18 protein-coding genes are annotated in these 19,092 nt (G+C 71.0%); 5 read left to right on the top strand and 13 right to left on the bottom strand.

All coding sequences use genetic code 11. The features are described from left to right. Window positions 1–117 precede the first annotated feature (117 nt). Genes rpmE through tmk form a run of 5 tightly spaced genes read left to right on the top strand, consistent with a single transcriptional unit; the run spans window position 118 to window position 3,300 of the window. Window positions 118–321, top strand: a complete 204-nt coding sequence (gene rpmE, locus VNE60_02645; protein ID HVB30406.1) for a 50S ribosomal protein L31 — start codon at window positions 118–120, stop codon at window positions 319–321. Further along, window positions 318–1,385 carry a peptide chain release factor 1 gene (gene prfA, locus VNE60_02650; GenBank protein ID HVB30407.1) on the top strand — a complete coding sequence of 356 codons (1,068 nt, stop codon included), beginning with the start codon at window positions 318–320 and terminating at the stop codon, window positions 1,383–1,385. Before rpmE ends, prfA begins: the two co-directional genes overlap by 4 nt. After that, complete coding sequence (gene prmC, locus VNE60_02655) at window positions 1,375–2,301, top strand: peptide chain release factor N(5)-glutamine methyltransferase (GenBank protein ID HVB30408.1); 927 nt, start codon at window positions 1,375–1,377, stop codon at window positions 2,299–2,301. The genes prfA and prmC overlap by 11 nt, the downstream gene beginning before the upstream one ends. After that, complete coding sequence (locus VNE60_02660; protein ID HVB30409.1) at window positions 2,298–2,651, top strand: YlbF family regulator; 354 nt, start codon at window positions 2,298–2,300, stop codon at window positions 2,649–2,651. The genes prmC and VNE60_02660 overlap by 4 nt, the downstream gene beginning before the upstream one ends. A gap of 1 nt (window position 2,652) precedes the next feature. Continuing rightward, window positions 2,653–3,300, top strand: coding sequence for a dTMP kinase (gene tmk / locus VNE60_02665; GenBank protein HVB30410.1), 648 nt, complete (start codon window positions 2,653–2,655; stop codon window positions 3,298–3,300). Here the strand turns inward: tmk and VNE60_02670 are convergent. The 13 genes from VNE60_02670 to VNE60_02730 all read right to left on the bottom strand — a co-directional run bounded on the left by VNE60_02670 (window position 3,293) and on the right by VNE60_02730 (window position 19,091). Beyond that, the gene (locus VNE60_02670; GenBank protein ID HVB30411.1) at window positions 3,293–3,751 is read right to left on the bottom strand and encodes a vitamin K epoxide reductase family protein; all 459 of its coding nucleotides are present in this window, start codon (window positions 3,749–3,751) and stop codon (window positions 3,293–3,295) included. The genes tmk and VNE60_02670 overlap by 8 nt on opposite strands. Further along, the gene (locus tag VNE60_02675) at window positions 3,751–4,572 is read right to left on the bottom strand and encodes a DUF929 family protein (protein ID HVB30412.1); all 822 of its coding nucleotides are present in this window, start codon (window positions 4,570–4,572) and stop codon (window positions 3,751–3,753) included. Before VNE60_02675 ends, VNE60_02670 begins: the two co-directional genes overlap by 1 nt. A 78-nt stretch (window positions 4,573–4,650) precedes the next feature. Then, window positions 4,651–5,313, bottom strand: a complete 663-nt coding sequence (locus VNE60_02680; GenBank protein ID HVB30413.1) for an outer membrane lipoprotein carrier protein LolA — start codon at window positions 5,311–5,313, stop codon at window positions 4,651–4,653. Window positions 5,314–5,363: 50 nt separating this feature from the next. Then, window positions 5,364–6,416 carry a 3-deoxy-7-phosphoheptulonate synthase gene (gene aroF, locus VNE60_02685; protein HVB30414.1) on the bottom strand — a complete coding sequence of 351 codons (1,053 nt, stop codon included), beginning with the start codon at window positions 6,414–6,416 and terminating at the stop codon, window positions 5,364–5,366. A 10-nt stretch (window positions 6,417–6,426) separates the two neighbouring features. Then, entirely contained in the window at window positions 6,427–7,185 is a 759-nt protein-coding gene (locus VNE60_02690) for a ribonuclease Z (GenBank protein HVB30415.1), read from the bottom strand. Further along, the gene (locus VNE60_02695) at window positions 7,185–8,222 is read right to left on the bottom strand and encodes a hypothetical protein (GenBank protein ID HVB30416.1); all 1,038 of its coding nucleotides are present in this window, start codon (window positions 8,220–8,222) and stop codon (window positions 7,185–7,187) included. The genes VNE60_02690 and VNE60_02695 overlap by 1 nt, the downstream gene beginning before the upstream one ends. Continuing rightward, window positions 8,219–11,743 carry a chromosome segregation protein SMC gene (gene smc, locus VNE60_02700; GenBank protein ID HVB30417.1) on the bottom strand — a complete coding sequence of 1,175 codons (3,525 nt, stop codon included), beginning with the start codon at window positions 11,741–11,743 and terminating at the stop codon, window positions 8,219–8,221. The genes VNE60_02695 and smc overlap by 4 nt, the downstream gene beginning before the upstream one ends. After that, entirely contained in the window at window positions 11,743–12,453 is a 711-nt protein-coding gene (locus VNE60_02705; protein HVB30418.1) for an SPOR domain-containing protein, read from the bottom strand. Before VNE60_02705 ends, smc begins: the two co-directional genes overlap by 1 nt. Further along, a complete protein-coding gene (locus VNE60_02710; protein ID HVB30419.1) occupies window positions 12,450–13,985 on the bottom strand; it encodes an SPOR domain-containing protein in 1,536 nt (511 codons plus the stop codon). Before VNE60_02710 ends, VNE60_02705 begins: the two co-directional genes overlap by 4 nt. Further along, window positions 13,970–17,080 (bottom strand): BamA/TamA family outer membrane protein, encoded by a 3,111-nt coding sequence (locus tag VNE60_02715; GenBank protein ID HVB30420.1) that lies wholly within the window; start codon window positions 17,078–17,080, stop codon window positions 13,970–13,972. Before VNE60_02715 ends, VNE60_02710 begins: the two co-directional genes overlap by 16 nt. After that, entirely contained in the window at window positions 17,077–17,445 is a 369-nt protein-coding gene (gene rsfS, locus VNE60_02720; GenBank protein ID HVB30421.1) for a ribosome silencing factor, read from the bottom strand. The genes VNE60_02715 and rsfS overlap by 4 nt, the downstream gene beginning before the upstream one ends. Before the next feature lie 129 nt (window positions 17,446–17,574). Further along, window positions 17,575–18,018: a 50S ribosomal protein L9 gene (gene rplI, locus VNE60_02725; protein ID HVB30422.1), complete on the bottom strand. Its 444-nt coding sequence runs from the start codon at window positions 18,016–18,018 to the stop codon at window positions 17,575–17,577. Window positions 18,019–18,035: 17 nt separating this feature from the next. After that, entirely contained in the window at window positions 18,036–19,091 is a 1,056-nt protein-coding gene (locus tag VNE60_02730) for a DUF2232 domain-containing protein (protein HVB30423.1), read from the bottom strand. Window position 19,092: the final 1 nt, after the last annotated feature.

The following is a 19,092-nucleotide window of genomic DNA, read 5'->3' on the forward strand; positions in this document are numbered from 1 at the left end:
AAGTTACGGTGATCCGGCCGGTAAGTCAATTCGGCAACCCCTTGTCCGCTTGTCTTTTACGGCAGAACCCGGCTATATTTCCTTGCTCTGTAATACGCCCATGATTCGAGGTTCCACGTGAAGACCGACATCCATCCCGTGTACGCCACCGCCACCGTCAAGTGTGCCTGCGGCAATACATTCGAGACACGCTCCACCCAGGCCGAGATCCACACCGACGTGTGCTCCGAGTGCCATCCGTTCTACACCGGGAAGCAGCGTCTGGTCGATACGGCCGGCCGCGTGGAACGCTTCCGTCAGAAGTTCGGGAAGAAGGCCTGAGCCTCCGCGACCGTCTTGTCGACGCGCTGGCCAAGGCCGAGGAAGTCGAGCGCGCGCTGTCCGACCCCGCCACGCTCCGCGACCCCCGCAGGTTCGCGGAACTGGGGCGGGAACACCGCCGCCTGACACCGCTGGTCGAGCTGGCCGCGCGGCTCACGAAAGAAGAGAACGAGCTCGTGCAGTCGCGCGAGCTCGTTTCCGTTGACGACCCCGAGATGGCGGCCGAGGCCACGGCCGAGGTCGCGCGCCTCACGGCGTCCATCGCCGAGATGGAAGAGCGCCTCAAGCCGATGATCGTGCCCCACGATCCCCTCGACGATCGCAACGCCATCGTCGAGATCCGCGGCGGCACCGGGGGCGACGAGGCCGCGCTGTTCGCGGCCGACCTCTATCGCATGTACACCCGCTACTGCGAGCGGCAGGGCTGGCGCATCGAGGTCATGGCGTACTCCGAAGGCACCCTCGGCGGCGTCAAGGAAGTGATCTTCAAGGTCTCCGGCGACGGGCCGTTCGGCGCCATGCGCTGGGAGTCGGGCGTCCACCGCGTGCAGCGCGTGCCCGCCACCGAGAGCCAGGGCCGCATCCATACCTCCGCCGCCACCGTGGCCGTGCTCCCCGAGGCCGAGGAGGTGGACGTGAAGATCGAGGACAAGGATCTGCGCATCGACGTGTTCCGCGCCTCGGGACCGGGCGGGCAGGGCGTGAACACCACCGACTCCGCCGTGCGCATCACGCACCTCGCCACCGGCATCGTGATCAGCCAGCAGGACCAGCGTTCGCAGATCCAGAACAAGGCCAAGGCCATGGAGGTGCTGCGCGCGCGGCTGCTCGATCTGCGCCTGGCCGAGCGCGAAGCCGAGCGGGCCCGCATGCGCAAGACGCAGGTGGGCACCGGCGACCGCTCGGCCAAGATCCGCACGTACAACTTTCCGCAGAGCCGCATCACCGACCATCGCATCGGGTACACCACGCACGACCTCCAGGGCGTGCTCGACGGCGACATCGGCGATCTCATCGAGGCCCTGCGCCTGGCCGACGTGGAGGAGCGCCTGAGTGGCACCTGATCGCCGGCCGCCACTGTCGGGCGCCACGCCGCTCGTCGCGCAAACGGCCACGTTCAGCGTGGACGCGGTGCTCGAGCAGACGGCCGGTGAACTCGCGCGGCTCGGGCTGCCCAACGCCGTGGGCGGCGCGCACGAGATCGTCGCCGCGCTGCTCGACGTGGGCCGCCACTGGCCGGCGCTGCACGGTGCCGCGCCGGCCGACGCCATGCTGGTGGTCCGCGCGCTGCATGCGGCGCGGCGGCTGGCCCGCGGCATGCCGTTCCAGTACGCGGTGGGGCGCGCGGCGTTCCGCGGCCTCACGCTCGAGGTGGACGAGCGGGTGCTCATCCCGCGTCCCGAGACCGAGATGCTGGTGGAGCTCGTGCTCGAGCTCACGCGCGACGCGCGCGGCGGCACGGCGATCGACGTGGGCACGGGGTCGGGGGCGATCGCGCTGGCGCTGGCGCAGGAGGGGACGTTCGACCGTGTGATCGGCACCGACATCTCCACGGATGCGCTGACGGTGGCGCGATGCAACGCGGCGGCGCTGGCCGGCCGGCTGCACGCGCCGGTCGAATTCCGGCATGGTTCGCTGCTCGGCCCGGTGGCCGGCGAACGGGCGCGGGCGATCGTGTCCAATCCGCCCTACATTGCCTTCGAAGAGGCGGCCGCGCTGCCCAACGCGGTGCGCGACTGGGAGCCGGCGCTGGCGCTGCTCAGCGCCGACAACGGGCTGGCGGTCACGCGCCGGTTGGTGCGCGAGTCCGCAGCGCGGTTGGCCGAGGGCGGGGTGCTGGCGCTGGAAGTGGACGCGCGGCGCGCCGCGCTGGTGGCGGAGATGGTCTCCGCCGAAGCAGGTTTCACCCACGTCTCGGTGAGGCTCGACCTCGCCGGACGCGAACGCTACGTCATCGCACGCCGACGGGAGTTGACATGATCGAGGAGAAAGCCAAGGAGCTGGGCCGGTTGATCGGCCAGAGCGCGGAATATCAGGCCCTCAAGCGCGCCAACGAGGCGCTGGCCGAGGACAAGGACGCGGTGGCGCTGCTGCGCCAGATGGAGAACCTGCGGCTCGACGCCCAGCGCATGATGGCGGGCGGGGAACGGCCCACGCACGAGATGGAGGAGCAGCTGGACGCGCTGCTCGGCAAGGTGCAGGGGCAGGCGGTGTATCAGCGCCTGATCGTGGCCCAGGAGAATTTCGACAAGACGATGTCCAAGGTGAATGATTGGATCCTCGACGGCATCGAGAAGGGTGCGGCGAGTCCGATCATCATGCTCGGGTGACATGGCGCGCGGCCCGCTGATCGTCTTCGAAGGGGCGGAGGGCGCCGGCAAGACCACGCAACTCCGCCGGCTCGCCTCGTGGCTGGAATCGGGCGGGCGCGTGGTGCATGCGCTGCGCGAGCCCGGCGGCACGCCGTTGGGCGACGAGATCCGGCGGCTGCTGCTCGATCCGGCGTCCGACATCGCGCCGCGCGCCGAAGCGCTGCTGTTCATGGCGTCGCGGGCCCAGCTCGTGGAGCGGTTGGTGCGGCCGGCACTGGAGGCGGGGCAGGTGGTGCTGCTCGACCGCTTCTTCCTCTCCACCTACGCGTATCAGGGAGCCGGGCGCGGCCTTCCCGAAGCGCAGGTGCGCCAGGCCAACGCCGTCGCGACGTCGGGGCTGGTGCCCGATGTCACGCTGCTGCTCACCCTCCCCGTGCGCGAGGGGCTGGCCCGCGCCGAGCGCCGGGGCGCCCGCGACCGCATGGAGCAGAACGCCGACGAGTTCCACCACCGCGTGTCCGAAGCGTTCACCACGTTCGCCTCGGCGGCGTGGCAGGCGCAGCACCCGGAGTGCGGGCCGATCGTGATCGTGGATGCGTCGGGATCGGAAGACGCCGTGTTCGCGCGCGTCCGGGCGGCGGTCGAGGACCGGCTCCGGATCAGCTAGCCTGGCCGGCCCGCGGGCGCAGCGGGTCGCTCATCACCTGGATCACGAGCAGGGCCAGCACCAGCACGTGGATGGCCGTGCACCACGCGCAGATCTTGCCGACCACTCCCAGCTCCTGATACACGAGCCAGAGCACGTTCGCCGTGCCGGCCAGCACCCAGCCGAACCCCGCGGCGCGCAGCCACGCCGGCTCCGCTCGCTCGCCGGCGCGCGACGTGAGCAGCGCCAGCACGAGCGCCACGACGAACCAGACCAGCCCCCACACCGCCACGGGAACACCGAGCATGAAGGCGGACGCACTGGTGAGCACCTGCTCGCAATTCACGAGCGGCCCCCCGCTGCACACGAGGGGCACGTTGCTGTCATAGTGGAGCAGCGTGAGGTAGCCGGCGATCAACAGCCCGGCTACCGAGAACGCCACCCGCAGGCGGTCGTAGGACCGCAGCCGCATCAGGGCACCTTGCTTGGCAGTGCCTTCACGGCCTTCGTGACGGCGGCGCCCGAGCAGACGGCCGCCGGCTGGTTGCCGTCCACGGCGCAGATGGCGGCCGTGATCTCATTGGCGTTGGCCAGAATCGCCTGCGCCGCGGCCCCGGATCCGCTGGGCAGCGTGGCGGCGAGATCGGCCTGCGTCCGGCCCGCGAGCACGCCCGGGTTGAACGGCGACCCGCTCCACATGTAGCGCCCACCGATCAGCATGAACGGGATGCCGCCGGCGCTGGCCTTGTCGAGGAAGGGCGGACCGTCGTACTTCTCCAACAGGGCTTCCTGCGCCGGCGTGGGGGCTTCGAGCATCGGATACCGGCCGTCCACGGGCTCGGCGTCCTGCAACTCCACCGACCGGAACTCGATGTACGGGCTCGTGTAGGCGCCGCCGTGGAACGAGAACGTCGGCGTGCTGGCGTACACGTCCACGGACGACGACGCCGAGTACGACAATCCGCTGAAGCTGCCGAATCGCGAGAGGGCGGCGATCACCGACCAGCGGGCCGCGGCGCAGTACGGGCAGTAGAGCGCGCCGATGTAGAGCACCTCCGGCTTGCCGCTGGCCGTGTCGGCGGCGCCCACGAACACCGGCACGGTGGCGCCGGTGGTCCCGGCCTGCTCCCATGTTGCCGGCGGGATCGACGTGAAGTTGGCCATCACCGGGGCCGGCACGGGCGTGGGCGGCGCGGCCGTCGCCGCTGCCGGCGCCGAAGCGCGGCGGTGGTTGACGGCGAACGCGACCGTGGCCACGAGCGCCACCGCGACCACCACCAGCAGCGAGTTCATTCTCTTGGGGCGTCCGGGGGCGTTGCCGCCCGTCGCCGGTGCATCCGTCGGTTTCCCAGCCATGAATGCTTCTCCAGTTCAGCGTTCGATGACGCGCACGCCCTTCGGTACCACGAATCGGAATGCCGTCGCGCTCACCGGCACGTTCACCTGCAGATCGGTGAGCCGCACGCGGCGCGTGACGCCGTTGGCCTGTACCACTTCGAATTGCCTGATGTAGCCGTCGCCGTCGTCCACCCACACACGGGCGCTGGTGAACGCCGTGGGGCCATTGGGCTTGGGTTGGAGGATCACCTCGCGCGTCGGCCGGCCGTCCACCGTGTCGGCGCCGGCGTCGGCGATCGCGTACTTGGCGAACGGATCGTCCAGGAACTGGCTGGTGAGATCCACCGTGCCGCTGCCGCCCGCGGGCGCCGCTTCCCTGATCACCTGATCGGGCGCGCTGCTCGGCAGGTACAGCCAGAGATAGGTGCCGTCGGACACGATCTGATCGCCGTCGGGATCGTGGAATCGCACGGCCAGCCGGTCGGGGCGGCGCTGCTCGTATTCGCCCGTGGCGCGCGCCGACGTGCCGGTGAGCGAGTTGGACACGGTCTGCTCGAACGCCGCCCGCAGGGTGCGCACGTCCTTCCACACCGTCACGGCGTGCTGCACGGCGGCGCGCGCCGGTTGCTGCGCCGGCAAGGCGGCGGTGAAAGCGGCGAGCGCCGCGGCAACGAATCCTACGCGAAGGCCTGGCATGGGGGTTCCGTACGCAGGGACGCCGCGCGATGGCGCGGCGTCTGAATGTGCTACCCGACCGACACCGGCGCCGTTCCCGGCGTCGGGGTCACCGAGCGGCCGATGGCGCTGGCGATGGCGCGAATCTCTCCCACCAGGCGCGCGAACTGCTCGGGATACAACGACTGCCCGCCGTCGGAGAGCGCACGATCCGGCGTGGGGTGCACTTCGACGATGATGCCGTCGGCGCCGGCGGCGATGGCGGCCCGCGCCATCGGCGTGACCTTCTCGCGCAATCCGGTGGCGTGGCTCGGGTCGGCGATCATCGGCAGGTGCGACAGCTTCTGCACCACCGGGATCGCCGTGAGGTCGAACAGGTTGCGCGTGGTGGTATCGAAGCTGCGGATGCCGCGCTCGCACAGAATCACCTGGCTGTTGCCCTCGGCCAGGATGTACTCGGCGCTCATCAGCAGGTCGGTGATCGTGGCCGCCATGCCGCGCTTGAGCAGCACCGGCTTGCCGATGCGGCCCACGGCGCGGAGGAGCGAGTAGTTCTGCATGTTGCGGGCGCCGATCTGGATGCAGTCGGCGTACTGGGCCACGAGGTGCGCGCCCTCCTCGTCCAGGGCTTCGGTGACGATGGGCAGTCCAGTCTCGCGCTTGGCCAGGGCCAGCATCTCGAGGCCCTTCTTGCCCAGTCCCTGGAACGCGTACGGCGAGCTGCGCGGTTTGAACGCGCCGCCGCGCAGCGCCGAGGCGCCGGCCGCGCGCACGGCTCGCGCCGCGGTCACGATCTGATGCTCGTTCTCCACCGAGCAGGGGCCGGCGATGATCGCCACGTCGCGCCCGCCGAACGACACGCCCGGCGCGATCGTGACCACCGTATTCTGCGGCTGCCACTCGCGCGACACCTGCTTGTACGGCTTGGAGACGTGGATGACCTCGGCCACGCCGGGCATCGCCTCGATGCGCGACGAGTCCACGCGTCCGTCGTTGCCCACCAGGCCGACGGCGGTGCGCTGCTCGCCCGGCATGGAGCGCGCCTGGTATCCCATCTCCTCGATCACATGGACGACGCGTTCCACCTGCTCGGACGTCGCGCCGTGCTGCATCACCACCAGCATGTCGATTCCCCTAGATGTCGGTCTGCCAGCCGTCGCGAGCGACCACCAGCGGACCCCTGTATCGCGCCGCGACCGCGGCCGAGATGTCAACGGTTTCCACCGGCGGATAGAAGTGCGTGAGCACCAGCCGCCGGGGCGACGCCAATTCCGCGAGCTCGCCGCACCGTTCCGGCGTCAGATGCTCCGGGATGGCCATGGCCTCGGGGAGCGAGCACTCGCACAGCAACAGATCGCACCCTCGCGCCCACGCCGCGAGCGCCGGATCGAACCCGGTGTCCCCCGTGTAGACGAGCCGGTGCGCGCCGGCCGTGACGGAATATGCCACACTCTCCGCCGTATGGGGAACCTTGAGCGCTTCCAGCGCCACCCCTCCGGCCAGCGCCAGGGGGGCTCCGGGAGCGATTTCCACCACACGCAGAGGGAATCCTGGCTCCAGGACCCAGGTTCCGTGGGCCGCCGCCAGGCGCTGCATGAGGTCGGCCGTGCCCACGGGTCCGACCAGGTCCAGCGGGGCGCTCCGCGGAGGCAGGAGGCCGTACTTCCACGCGAAGATCAGCGTCGGCAGGTCGCCGTGGTGATCGATGTGGAAGTGGGTGAGCGCCACGTGGGTGATGGCCGGCCAGGGCAGGGCCAGCTCGGCCAGCCGCCGGGTGACGCCGCTCCCGCAGTCCAGCAGCAGCCGCACCTCGGCGTGCTCCACCAGGTATCCGGCGCAGGACCGCCCGGGGGAGAGGGCGATCGTTCCCGTGCCCAGCGTGGTGAGCCGCATCAGCGCCCGACGAACAGGATCTTCTTGACCTGATCCACGTCCTGCGTACGGAGCCGGACAAAATAGACGCCCGGCGGCACGGTGCGGCCGGTGGCGTCGGTGCCGTCCCATTCGAACCGTGGGTCGCACCCGCTCTGGCCCTGATCGAGGTTACGCCCGTATTCGCCGGCCGCCATCGAGCTGCCCTGATTGGGGCCGGGCACGATCGTCTTCACCGGATCGCCGCGCAGATTGTAGATGTCCACGTGCACCACGTCCGACGTCGCGAGATCGAACCAGAAGCAGGTGACGGCCGAGTTGGCGTTGGGGAACGGGTTCGGAAAATTCTGATACAGCACGGTGGTGCGGGCCGTGCCGAGGATGACGAACGTGGCGTTGCTCGCGGCGACCGACGTGTCGGTGGCGGCGCCGCTGGCCGCGCGGGCGACCACGAACCACCGGTACGGGGTCTGCGCCTGGAGGTCGATGGGCACGGTGTACGTGGTGTCGCGCAGGAACTGCGTGAGGAACTCGACGACGTTGGTTTTGGCGTTCACCACGCTCAGGTCGTAGAGCCACGGTCCCGGGGGCGACGTGATCCGGCTGCTGTGCCAGACGAACGTGGGGCGGGTGGTGCCCACCGACACGTTGTTGAAGCCGTTGGGCGACAGCAGGCCGAGCCACCCCTGCACGTGTTTGGCCTGGCTGATCTCCTCGGAGAACTGGCGGCCGTTGGCGGAGATGCCGCGCAGCCGGAAGTACACGGTGGCGTGCTCGGGCAGCAGCCGCGGCAGGAAGAAGCTGGCCGTGTCGCCGGTGCGCGTGGCCGAGTAGAGCGGGTTGGCGAAGTCCGGCGTGTTGGCGATGTCCAACTGCAGCGTGATCGGGCGCAGCGAGTCGGTGGCCCCCACGGTGTGGGCGGCCAGGTACGGGGCCGCGGAAATGCTGTCGCCGCCGGGCAGCGGCAGCGTGGCCAACTGCGCGGCGGCGCGCGCGCGCGGAAGCAGAGCGAGGGCGGCGGTGAGCGCCACCCCGCGCAGGACGGCGGAGCGCGTCATGCCGTGGCGGCGGTCTCCGCGGCTTCCGCCATCGGCCGTTCGTCCACCGGGGCGCCTTTCATGCGCACGCTCACCAGCGACGAGACGCCCGGCTCCTGCATCGTCACGCCGTATACGGCGTCGGCCGCTTCGGTGGTGGTGCGCGGGTTGTGCGTGATCACGATGAATTGCGTCTTCTGCTTGAACTCGGTGAGCATGCGCACGAACCGGCCGATGTTGGCGTCGTCGAGCGGCGCGTCCACCTCGTCGAGCAGGCAGAACGGACTGGGCTTGGTGAGGAAGATGCCGAACAGCAGCGACAGCGCCACCAGGGCCCGCTCGCCGCTGGACAGCAGGTGGATGCGCTGGGTGCGCTTGCCGCGCGGCGACGCGTGGATCTCGATGTCGCAATCCAGCGGGGCCTCGGGATTCTCCAGCCGCAGGTCGCATTCGCCGCCGCCGAACAGCGTCATGAAGATCTGGCGGAAGTTCTCGCGCACCTGCACGAACGTCTGCAGGAACATGTCGCGCGCCGTGAGATCGATCTCGCGAATGGCCTGGGCCAGCGAATTCTTGGCCTCGTTGAGATCGGCGCGCTGCGTGGTGAGGAACTCCAGCCGGTGCACGGTCTCGTCGTGCTCCTCGATGGCCAGCGCGTTCACGGGGCCCAGCTGCTCCAACTGCTGGCGCAGGTCGTCGGCCTCGGCGCGCAGCGTGGGATCGTCCATGTCCAGCGGCTCGGCGCCGGCGATCATCTCGTCCAGCGGCTTGCGCCACTCGGTCTCCAGCCGCTCGCGGATCGCGGCCCGGCGGCCCGACAGCTCGGCGAACCGCAGTTCGGCGTGGTGCAGCTCATCGGCCATCGCGCTGCCGTCGTGGCGGGCGCGGTCGAGCGCGTGCTCGGCCGCCGTGAGCGCGGTATCGGTGGCGGCCACGCCCTGCTCGGCCGCCCCCAGTCGCTGCTCGCCGTCGTGCAGCGCGGCGAGGCGGGCGTCGAGATCGGCGCGCCATGCCGCCATCTGCTCGGCCAGCGCGGCGTCGCTGTCGGACAGCCCGCCCAGCTCGGCGCTCAGCGACTCCAGCCGCTCCGACGCCGAGCGCAATTCCTCGCTCAGCCGCTGCTCGCGGTCGGCGGCCACCTGGGCGCGCGCCTGCACCTGGGCCTGTTCCACCTGCCACGCGGTGCGCTGCTCGCGGGCGCGTTCCTGTTCCGCTTCCGACTCGGCCAGCGCGGCGCGGGCCTGGATGATGTCGGCGTCGCGCTCGGCGAGGCCGGTGCGCAGGCCGGCGGTCTCGGTGTCGAACGCCGCGATCGTGGCCCGCAGTTCGTCGCAGCGGCGGACGAGCCGTCCGGCCAGCTCGGCCGAATCCTGCAGGTCGCGCTCGGTGCGCTGCACGACGCGGCTGGAATCGGCGTGGCGCTCGGCGGCCTTGCCTACCTGCTGCAGGCCGAGCGCCGCGGCGTTGGCGGTCTCGGTCACGCGCCGCTCCGCCATCTGCAGCGCGCCGTGCGTGGTCTCCACGGCGGCGGCGGCGGCGCGGCGCGCCTCCTCGCTGGCCGCCAGTTCGGCGCGGAGCGCGAACAGCTCGGCCCGGCGGCGCAGGGGGCCCGGTCCACCCGTCGCGCCGGGCAGCCACACCGCTCCGCGTCCATCCACGAACGCCGTGCCTTCGGATTCGCTCCGCACCCGGCCCAACAGCGACCGCACCCACGCCTGCGCGGGCGTGGCGGCCTCGACGCCCGTGGCGAGCGCGTCGTCGAGCGTGGGCTCGCCGGCGCTGCCCGGCGTCGCGTCCACCGGCAGCAGGAGCAGCGGCCCCGGGTTGGCCTGCTGGTGCCAACGGCGCACCGCTTCGGCCGCCTGGCGATCGCGCACCAGCACCGCGTGCACCGTGGCGCCCAGGAACCGCTCGATGAGCATGGCCGACGCCTGGTCGGCCGACAGGAAGTCGCTGAGCGGACCGAGCACGGCGCCGGCGCCGAACTGGTCGCGCTCCTTGAGCAGGCGCGCGGCGGCGGGAGCGAGCCCCACGCGCTCGCGTTCCAGCCCTTCGAGCGCGTGCACCTTGCCCTGGAGCGCCGTGAACGACTGCTCCACGCGGGTGAGCGCGGCGCGGGCTTCGGCGTCGCGCTCCCGCGTCTCGCGGTCGTGCTGGCGCGCCTGCTCCAGCGCGTCGTTGGCCGCCGTGGACTGGGCGCGGGCCGCGTCGAGGGCCGCCGTGGCGGCTTCGAGGTCGCGCTGCGCGAGGCCGAACGCATCGGTGAGCGCCGCGCGCTCCCCGTCGAGCACGGCGCTCCGCTGCGTGGTCTCGTCCAGTTCGCGCTGGGCGCGCTCGCGGTCGATCTCGAGGCGGCGCACGCGGTCCTGCACGTCGCGCAGCGCGCGTTCGGCCGTCTCGGCGGCGGCGCGGGCGGCGCCCACGGCCTCGCGGCTGGCGTCCTCGCGGCGCTGGCGCTCGGCGAGCTCGGTCTCCAGGGCGCCGAGCGCCGAATCGAGCTCGGCGCGCTCCACGGCGGCGCGGTCGCGCTCCTCGGTGAGGCGGGCGCGGGTGAGTTGCCCGTGCGACGCTTCGGATTCGGCGCGCTCGCGGCGCAGCTGCGCGTTGCGCTGGCGCTCTTCGGCCACCGCCATCTCGCCGCGGATGTGCTGCGCGCGTTCGCGCTGCTCGGTGACCAGGCGCGACAGCTCGTTGCGCTGCGCCTCGGCGGTGGCGCGGGCGCCGTGCGCGGCGTCGCGCGCCTGTTCGGCGGCGGCGGCGCGTGCTTCGGCGTCGGGGAGTTGGTCGCGGAGTTCGGCCACGCGCGCCCCGAGACGGCCCAGTTCGTCGTGCCAGGCGGCCATCTCGCGCGCCGCGAGGGCGATCTCGACCGTGAACCGGCGGGCGCTCAGCTCGGCGTACCGCTCGGCGCGACGGCGCTGTCGGGCCAGCGAGCGCACCTGCGTGGTGACCTCGGCGATGAGGTCGTCCAGCCGCTGGAGATCGACCGTCGTCTCCTCCAGGCGCCGCTCGGTGGTCCGGCGGCGGTCGCGGTACAGCCCCACGCCCGCCGCCTCCTCGAACAGCTCGCGCCTGTCGTCGGGACGATCGGACAGCAGCGCGTCGATCATCTTGCTCTCGATCACCACGCCGGTGTCGGCGCCCAGGCCCGTGCCGCGCAGCAGATCGTGGATGTCGCGCAGGCGGCAGGGCGCGCCGTTGAGCAGATAATCGCTCTCGCCCGACCGCGACAGCCGGCGCGTGATGACCACCTCGCGGAATGCCACGGGCAACCCGCCATCGGTGTTGTCGAAATGCAGCGAGACCTCGGCCACATTCACGGCGCGGCGCGCCGACGAGCCCTGGAAGATCACCTCTTCCATCTTCGCGCCGCGCAGCAGGCGCGCCCGTTGTTCGCCCAGCACCCAGCGCACGGCGTCCGAGACGTTGGACTTGCCGCAGCCGTTCGGCCCGACGATGGCGGTGACCCCCTGATCGAAGGTCAGCGTCGTGGAATCGGCGAACGACTTGAAGCCGTGCAACTCGAGTTTGGTCAACCGCACTAGAAAGTTCTCCCCGTTCGTTGGACGAGCGATGCACGCACGCGGGCCTGCCGCAGCGTCGCACCCAGGAGCTCGGCCTCCCGTGCCGACGCGAAGGCGCCGGCGAATACCCGCACCCGGCCGTTGGCCTGGCGCAGCGCATACACCGGCAATCCGCGCGCGACATAGGCGGCCACCCGCGCCGCCGCGGCACCGGCCGCAACGTCCCGCTCGATCAGATAGGCCAGCGGGACGAGAGCCACCGTTCCGCGTGTTTCACTGAGTTGGCCGTGGGACCGCAGGCTGCCGAGCAGCGCCGCGGCCTCCGCGGAGTCTGGAAAGGCGCCCGCCAGCACGCGATACTCGCTGGTGGCGCCCCGTGGGATGTGGGCGAACGTGCCGGCAGGCGCGTTCGGTCCCATTTGACGCAGCCATAAGATAGCACCGGCGGCCGTATTCGCAGCCGCCAGATCGACGGCGTACGGCGCCGGGGGCGCCGAGTCGCGCGCCGCGGCGGCCACCCCGATGCCGCGCGGGCCGGCCAGGAGTTGGGGGCCGGCAACCGAGGCCGGCGCCGGCCGCGGAACCGCCGACCGGGGGCCGCGCGCCAGCGGCCGATAGGCAAGCCACAGCCCGAGCGCGACGAGGCCGGCCGCGAGCACCGGGCCGAACGCCGCCGGCGCCCATTGGCGCAAGCGCGATCGCCGGGGGATCGCCGAGTGCTCGATCATGGCGTCGCCTCGTACACCCAGTAGGCGTGGCGCGCCGCGCGGCCCACCCGCTCGGCCTCGTCGCGGGTGGCGTACGGCCCGAGCACCACGCGGTAGATCGGCGTGCCGTCGCGCACCGACATGACCACGCGTGCCGTGGCGCCGTCCACCTGGATCTGCGCCGCGAGGTCGCTGGCCCGGCCCTCGGAGAGCAGCGCGGCAAACGACACGACGAATTCCGCCGCTGCGCGCGGGGTCGCGCGTACCGGTGCGGACGCCGAATCGTGGCGCGCCGCGGCGCCGCCGGGCTGTTCGCCGGTGCCCGCGGCGCGTAGCGCGGCTTTGGCCGCGGCGTCGGCGGCCGCGGCGTCGGCGGCGGTGCGGGCGCTGTCGGCGGGGCCGAGGTTGAAGCTCACCGGTTGGTCGAGCGACGAGAGACGCGGGCGGAAACCGTTCCACTGGAACGCGTACCAGAAGTCGTTCGCGCCGCCGCTCACCCGCATCACGGGGCGCAGCGTTTCCCCGTCCACGAACGCGACGTCCTTGCCCTGGGCGAGCCCGATGGCGCCGTCGGGCGCCACGAAGGGCAGGTCGGTGCGCCACGCGGTGGCCACGGCGCCGATGGCCCGTTCCGTGCCCACGGCGATGACCCACGCCGAGTCATGGCCGGCGGCGCGCGCCAGCACGTAGCGGCCCAGAGGGTCCACCCGCAGGTCGAGCGGCTGGCCGGGGAGCGTGATGCGCTTGGTGATCTCGTCGCGGTAGCGATCGACCACGCTCAGCACGCGGCTCGACTCGTTGATCACGAACACGCGGTCGCCGCTGGGCGACGACACCGCCGCCGCGATGCGCGAGGAGAAGACGAGGTGCCGGCCCCAGTCGAGCGTCCGCGTGGACAGGACGACGAGTCCGGAATCCACCACGAGATACAGACGGTCGCCCACCTGCGTGGGGAGCGGGCGCCACACGGTGGGGAAGCTGGCCGAGTCGATGATCTTGGCGTCGGGCGGGAACAGCTTCCACACCACGGCGCCGGCATCGCGGCCCGCCACCACGAGCAGCGTGCCGTCGCGCTGCGGGAACACGGCCCGCGCCGGACGCGGGGGCTTGTACGTCCAGTTCGCGGATTCGGTGAACCGGGTCACGTCGCCCTTGTCGTCCAGGGCGAAGATCGCGGCGCCGTCCATCGATTGCGCGTCGAACACCGGCGTGGTGGTGAGGCGCTCGGCGCGGCCCAGGCGGAAGTCGATGCGGCCGGGCTCGGCGCGCGAGTCGGAGAACGCGAGCGCGCCGGCATCGTCGTCGAACGCGAGCACGCGATCGATGGCGGGCGTGGCGCCCGACGACGTCCACACGGCGGAGTCGAGCTTCGGATACGCGAACACGCGGGCCGTGCCCCCGCCCAGCGGCACGCGCAGCACGAGGGCGTCGGTGCCGCTGGGCGCCGCGGTCCCACTGCCCGTGACCGGGACGAGGCCCTTGGGCTCGCCGCCGCAGGCCGCGAGCGCGGCCGCGCAGAGGATGAGCGCGCGCCGCATCAGAAGCTTGGCCATAGCGACCAGGTCCAGAATCCGCGATGCCCGGGTTGGTCCAGCGGAATGGCGTAGTCCCAGCGCACGAGCGCGTAGTTGAACAGGTTGAGCCGCAGCCCCACGCCGTAGCTCCGCAGCGGATACCGCTGGCGTGTGAGATCGTAATCGATCGGACGCGATCCGTACACCGTCTGGCCGCTGGACCAGGCCAACCCCTCGTCGTAGAACACGAGGCCGTCCAGCGGCGGCAGCGAGAACGGCAGGAAGCCGAGTTCGAGCTTGCGGACGAGCGGAAAGCGCAGTTCGGCGTTGGCCACGAGCACGCGGCTGCCCAGGAGCTGCACGGCGCTGCAGTTGGACGGATTGGCGCCCACCACGGGGCAGCTGGCGTAGAACGCGTTGTTGCGGTCGTAGCCGCGCACGAAATCGGGGCGCGCGATGTACTTGGGAAACGCGCCCTCGTCGCGCCCCACGGCCAGGTTGCCGTACAGCCGCGTGGCCAGCGTGAGGTAATCGAAGATGATCGGGTCGTAGCGGCGATAGTCGCCGAGGTACTCCACCCAGTTGTAGGCGCCCACCACGGGCGTCACCTGCAGGCGGTAGCGCTGGCCGGCGATCGGTCCGGTGACCGTGTACAGCGAGTTGTCGAACACGTACGCCATCTGCGCGTCCACGTAGTCGAGACTGTGGTCGCGGCGCGTGCTGTCGAACTGGAACGGCGACACCGACACGCCGTTGCTCAGCGAGCGGCTGATGAACCAGCGTTCGCGGTCGATGTTGTTGAACCCGCCGCCCAACTCGAGCCGGGAGAAGCGGTTGAACGGATACGCCGTCTGCGCGAACACCTGCCGCGCCACGTACGTGGTGATCTCCTGATGCTCGACGGCCGCGGTGCCGCCGCCGGTGGTGGTGATCGAGTCGCCGGTGAGGAAATAGAACGGCGACTGCGCGAACCCCGTGGTGTACTGCCAGCGGTGCGCCAGGTTGGTGAAGCCGAGATACACCCGCGACTCGCTGATCCGCCCGTTGATCTCGGCCGAGAGGCCGATCCGGTGATCGCCGAGCATGTCGCTCAGCACCACCGTCGTGCCGCCAAACAGATTGCGGCCGTAGTTGTCGGGCGCGTAGCCGATGCTGGGGCGGGCCACATAGTCGGGCTGGAAGTGCACGCGGTACGGCGCCTCGCGGAACCGCGTCGTGTCGGGTAGGCCCAGCGACATGCTGTCGAGCATCGCGGCCACAGTGATCGGCACCGAGTCGCCGCGCTGGCGCAGCGACGTGGAGTCGCGCCGCGCCGGTGGCGGCGGCGCCGCCAGGGCGACCACCGCGGGCTGCCGGTACGGCGTCCTGGCCAGCGCCCGCGGGTGGTCGATCGACCACACCGCGTACTTGCCGTCCTCGTAGTACGTGAATGCCAGCCGGTCCGCGTCGCGCGCCCAGGTGATGGCCGGGCTGTACTCGGTGATGCCCGATACGGCGCCCACGAGATTGGTGAGCTGGTAGTGCTCGCGCGTGGTCAGATCGTACAGGAAGACGTTGGCCGTGCCGGCCCGATCGGAGATGTACGCCAACGACGTGCCGTCGGGCGACCACTGCGGATTGAGGTTCAGGCCGGCCTGGCCCGGCAGCACCGTGATCGCGCCCGACGCCACGTCGTAGAGCGCGATCCGCCACCGCGGAAAGTGCAACAGGGCGAAGCTCGCCGTGGGGCCGCGATCGGTGACGAACGCGATCGTGCGTCCATCGGGCGACCAGTCGGGCTGCAGGTCGGCGTACCGGTCCGACGTGAGTTGCCGCAGGTGCTGCCCGTCGGCGTCGATCACGCAGAGGTCGGTGATGCCGCCGTGATTGCCGCTGAAGGCGATCCGCTTGCCGTCGGGCGACCAGGTGGGATTGGTGATGCTCTCGTAGGGCAGGTGGTCGAACCGCGCCAGGCGGCGGCGGGTGGCCACGTCGAGCACGTTCAGCACGTCGCGTCCCGCGTACTGCGCGGTGAAGGCGAGCCGCCGCCCGTGCGGGGAGAAGCTGGTCTGCGAGTAGAGCACGCGCAGTTCCTCGTAGTTCGGATCGGTGGTGCTCTTCACGAGGCGCGCGATGCGCTTGCCCGTGACGGCATCGGCGAGCCACAGATCGATGAACACCTGCCCGCGGAGCGGATTGCCGTTGGCGAAGAACGCGATGTACTTGCCGTCGGGCGACAGGGTGGGGGCGAGGAAGATGTCGCCGCCCGACTGCTGCGGGTTGAGCAGCGGCTTGGCCACGTCGTGGGCGCGCGACAGCGTGGCCACGGCCGGCAGGTAGCGGTTCTGCAGGTACTCCTTCCACTCGTCGCCCAACGCGTCGAGCGACAGGCCGGTCTCGCGCCGGATGGCCTTCTCCACGCCCAGGCTCGGCGTGGCGCGCAGGATCTGTCCGATCGCGTCGTCTCCCCACCGGGCGCCGATGTACGCCCACAGCGAATGGCCGTACCGATACGGGAAGTACTTGTCCGGATCGTCGGTCATCTCCTTGATCGTCGGGATGTTGCCATTGAGCGCCGCGTCGCGCATCCACGTGTCGGTGAGCGCCGTCGTGGGCCCCAGCGACAGGTACTCGGCCATCCCCTCGGCGAACCAGAGCGGCGGATTCACCGAGGCCAGGGCCTGGAGGCCGGCGCCGGCGTGCCCGCGCGCGAACACGTCGTACTGGAAGGCGTGGACCATCTCGTGCGTGAGCACGTGCTCGAAGCTGCGGTAGTCGCCGGTGAAGTTGAGCATCATCCGGTGCCGCAGCGCCTCGGTCACGCCGCCCGTGGCTTCCCCCAGGTCGCCGGTCACGTTGTTCTCGCCGAAGTCGGTGCGCGACGCGAACAGGATGATCGGCTGCTTCTCGATGAACTTATGGTCGAGGATGCGCGACAGCCGCGCGTAGGCGCGCTCGGCCATGCGGGCGGCGTCCATCGTCGCCTCGCGTTCGGCGGGGTAGTAGTAGATCAGGAAGTGCTCGGTCTCGAGCAGGTGCCAGTCGAAGTGGGTGTACGCCACCTGGTTCTGGCCGAAGTAGTCCTGCGCGTGGGCCGGCCGCGCCACGGCCGCGAGCAGCCCGAGCAGGACCACCCCGGCCGCCCGACGGATCACGCACGCGCCCCTTGGGCGTCCACCGGCACGACCCGCGCGTCGCCCCACAACCGCTCGAGCTGGTAGTACTCGCGCAGCGCGGGGTGGAACAGGTGCACCACGAAGTCCACGTAGTCCAGCAGCACCCAGCGCCCCTGCGGCAGCCCCTCGATGTGGTGGGCGTGCGCCCCCTCGGCGCGCAGCGCCTCCATCACGCGCTCGCCCAGTGCGCGCACGTGGGTGTCGGACGTGCCGCTGGCGACGATGAAATAATCCGTCATGTCGGACACGCCTTCGAGATCCAGGATCACGACCTTCTCGGCCTTGTGGTCGAGACAGGCCTGCGCGGCGCACTGCACGAGATGGGAAACGGAAGCGGAAGGCATGGCGATTCGTAGATTAACGCCCCTCGGGGGGCGGCGGGAGGCTGAGCGACGCACGGGGCCGGCCGCTGTACACGGCCGGCCCCGTGCGCCGGTGCTGGATCGAGCGACGCGTGCCGCGCCGCCCGCGTGCTACTGCTTGATCACCCAGACCCGGATCTCGGGCCGGACGTCGGCGTGCAGCCGGATCGGGATCTTGTACACGCCCAGCGCCTTGATCGGCTCGTGCAGGTCGATCTGCCGCTTCTCCACGATCAACCCCTGCGCCTCGAGCTGCTGCTGGATGTCGGCGGTGGTCACCGAGCCGAACAGCTTGCCCTCCTCGCCCACCCGCGCCGAGAACGTGAGCGACACCTGTTCCATCTTGGTGGCGATGTCCTGCGCGGCGGCGCGGCGATCGTTCTCGGCTGCCTCGAGGCGCGACCGCTCCTGCGCGATGCGCTTGAGGTTGCCCGGCGTCGCCTCGTAGGCGAGCCCGTGCGGAAGCAGATAGTTGCGGGCGTATCCCGCCCGTACCGTGACCACGTCCCCCGGCGCGCCGAGGTTCTCGATGGCCTGTCGAAGAATGATTTCCATGGAAGTACCCGAATGCGTTACGAAGTGGGGCGAGCGCGATTCCGCCAGTCAGCCCAGGTGTCACCCAGGCCAAGGCCGAACGCAGCGAGAGCGAGCAGCATGAAACCCAGCACGGCGACCGCGTTGAGCACCGGCGCCCAGAGCATCACGAACCCGACGATGGCCATCACGGCCAGCGCGCCGGGGGCCAGGAACCAACTCAGCACGCCGAGTCCGCGCACGGCGTACAGGGCGCCAAACAGCACGAGAAGGTTCTGACCGAAGACAGCGAACGCCGACAGCGTCGGCAGGAAGACGATCGTCAGGCCCACGATCAGGCCCCAGACGAGCTGATCGTTGAACCGGAAGTCGCGCAGCGGCGCGAGCGGCGGCCCCAGCCGGGCCCGCCCCAGGCGATGATACGTGGACCATGCCAGGGCCAGCGCCACGAGCGACTCGAGCACCAGCAGCGACGGATACAGTCCCACGCCCGCCTTGGCCAGCGCGGTGAGCATGGTCTGCGTTTCCGCCGGCATCTGGCCCAGCTGCGGGATCCGCTTCACCAGATTGTTCCAGTCGTCCGGATGCTGGCCGATGAACGTGTTGAACGTGTTCATCGTCTGGGTGTTGCGCTGCGCCAGCTCGGTCTGGACCGCGGTGTGCACCTCGGCGGCCGTCACCGGCCCCAGCGCGCTCATCACCACGGCCAGCAGCAGCGCGATCGACAGCGCCACCAGCGCCCGCACGAACAGCGGACGCCGCACGCCGAACAGGCACACCAGCCCGAACGCGCCCGCCAGGAGCAGGCTCCATCCGCGCTGGAGATTGAAGAATACCGACGGCGCGTCCGGCTTCTGCAGCACCAGATACACCGCCGCCGCCACCCAGACGAGCGCGAGCGTGAGCCGTCCCCCCGCCCACCACCCCACCAGACAGCACGCCGCCAGCGCCGGCACGATCAGCAGCAACGTGTGCTGAACGGGCAGCAGCGCCTGGAACTGCGGAATCGTGGGGACGATGAGAAACGCCGCGATCGCGAGGATGAGTTTGCCCCATCCCCGCTCTGCCGGCGCCGGAGCGACGGGTACGGTCATG

The sequence above is a fragment of the Gemmatimonadaceae bacterium genome, assembly GCA_035533755.1.
Classification (GTDB): Bacteria; Gemmatimonadota; Gemmatimonadetes; order Gemmatimonadales; family Gemmatimonadaceae; genus JAGWRI01.

Excerpts from the sequence above, each read along its gene's own strand:
- VNE60_02695 (HVB30416.1), bottom strand. The coding sequence starts at position 8,222 with ATGACGCGCTCCGCCGTCCTGCGCGGGGTGGCGCTCACCGCCGCCCTC.
- aroF (HVB30414.1), bottom strand. The coding sequence starts at position 6,416 with ATGCTGGTGGTGATGCAGCACGGCGCGACGTCCGAGCAGGTGGAACGC.
- VNE60_02675 (HVB30412.1), bottom strand. The coding sequence starts at position 4,572 with ATGAACTCGCTGCTGGTGGTGGTCGCGGTGGCGCTCGTGGCCACGGTC.
- VNE60_02660 (HVB30409.1), top strand. The coding sequence starts at position 2,298 with ATGATCGAGGAGAAAGCCAAGGAGCTGGGCCGGTTGATCGGCCAGAGC.
- VNE60_02730 (HVB30423.1), bottom strand. The coding sequence starts at position 19,091 with ATGACCGTACCCGTCGCTCCGGCGCCGGCAGAGCGGGGATGGGGCAAA.
- VNE60_02690 (HVB30415.1), bottom strand. The coding sequence starts at position 7,185 with ATGCGGCTCACCACGCTGGGCACGGGAACGATCGCCCTCTCCCCCGGG.
- VNE60_02705 (HVB30418.1), bottom strand. The coding sequence starts at position 12,453 with ATGATCGAGCACTCGGCGATCCCCCGGCGATCGCGCTTGCGCCAATGG.
- VNE60_02680 (HVB30413.1), bottom strand. The coding sequence starts at position 5,313 with ATGCCAGGCCTTCGCGTAGGATTCGTTGCCGCGGCGCTCGCCGCTTTC.
- tmk (HVB30410.1), top strand. The coding sequence starts at position 2,653 with ATGGCGCGCGGCCCGCTGATCGTCTTCGAAGGGGCGGAGGGCGCCGGC.
- VNE60_02670 (HVB30411.1), bottom strand. The coding sequence starts at position 3,751 with ATGCGGCTGCGGTCCTACGACCGCCTGCGGGTGGCGTTCTCGGTAGCC.
- rplI (HVB30422.1), bottom strand. The coding sequence starts at position 18,018 with ATGGAAATCATTCTTCGACAGGCCATCGAGAACCTCGGCGCGCCGGGG.
- rsfS (HVB30421.1), bottom strand. The coding sequence starts at position 17,445 with ATGCCTTCCGCTTCCGTTTCCCATCTCGTGCAGTGCGCCGCGCAGGCC.
- VNE60_02710 (HVB30419.1), bottom strand. The coding sequence starts at position 13,985 with ATGGCCAAGCTTCTGATGCGGCGCGCGCTCATCCTCTGCGCGGCCGCG.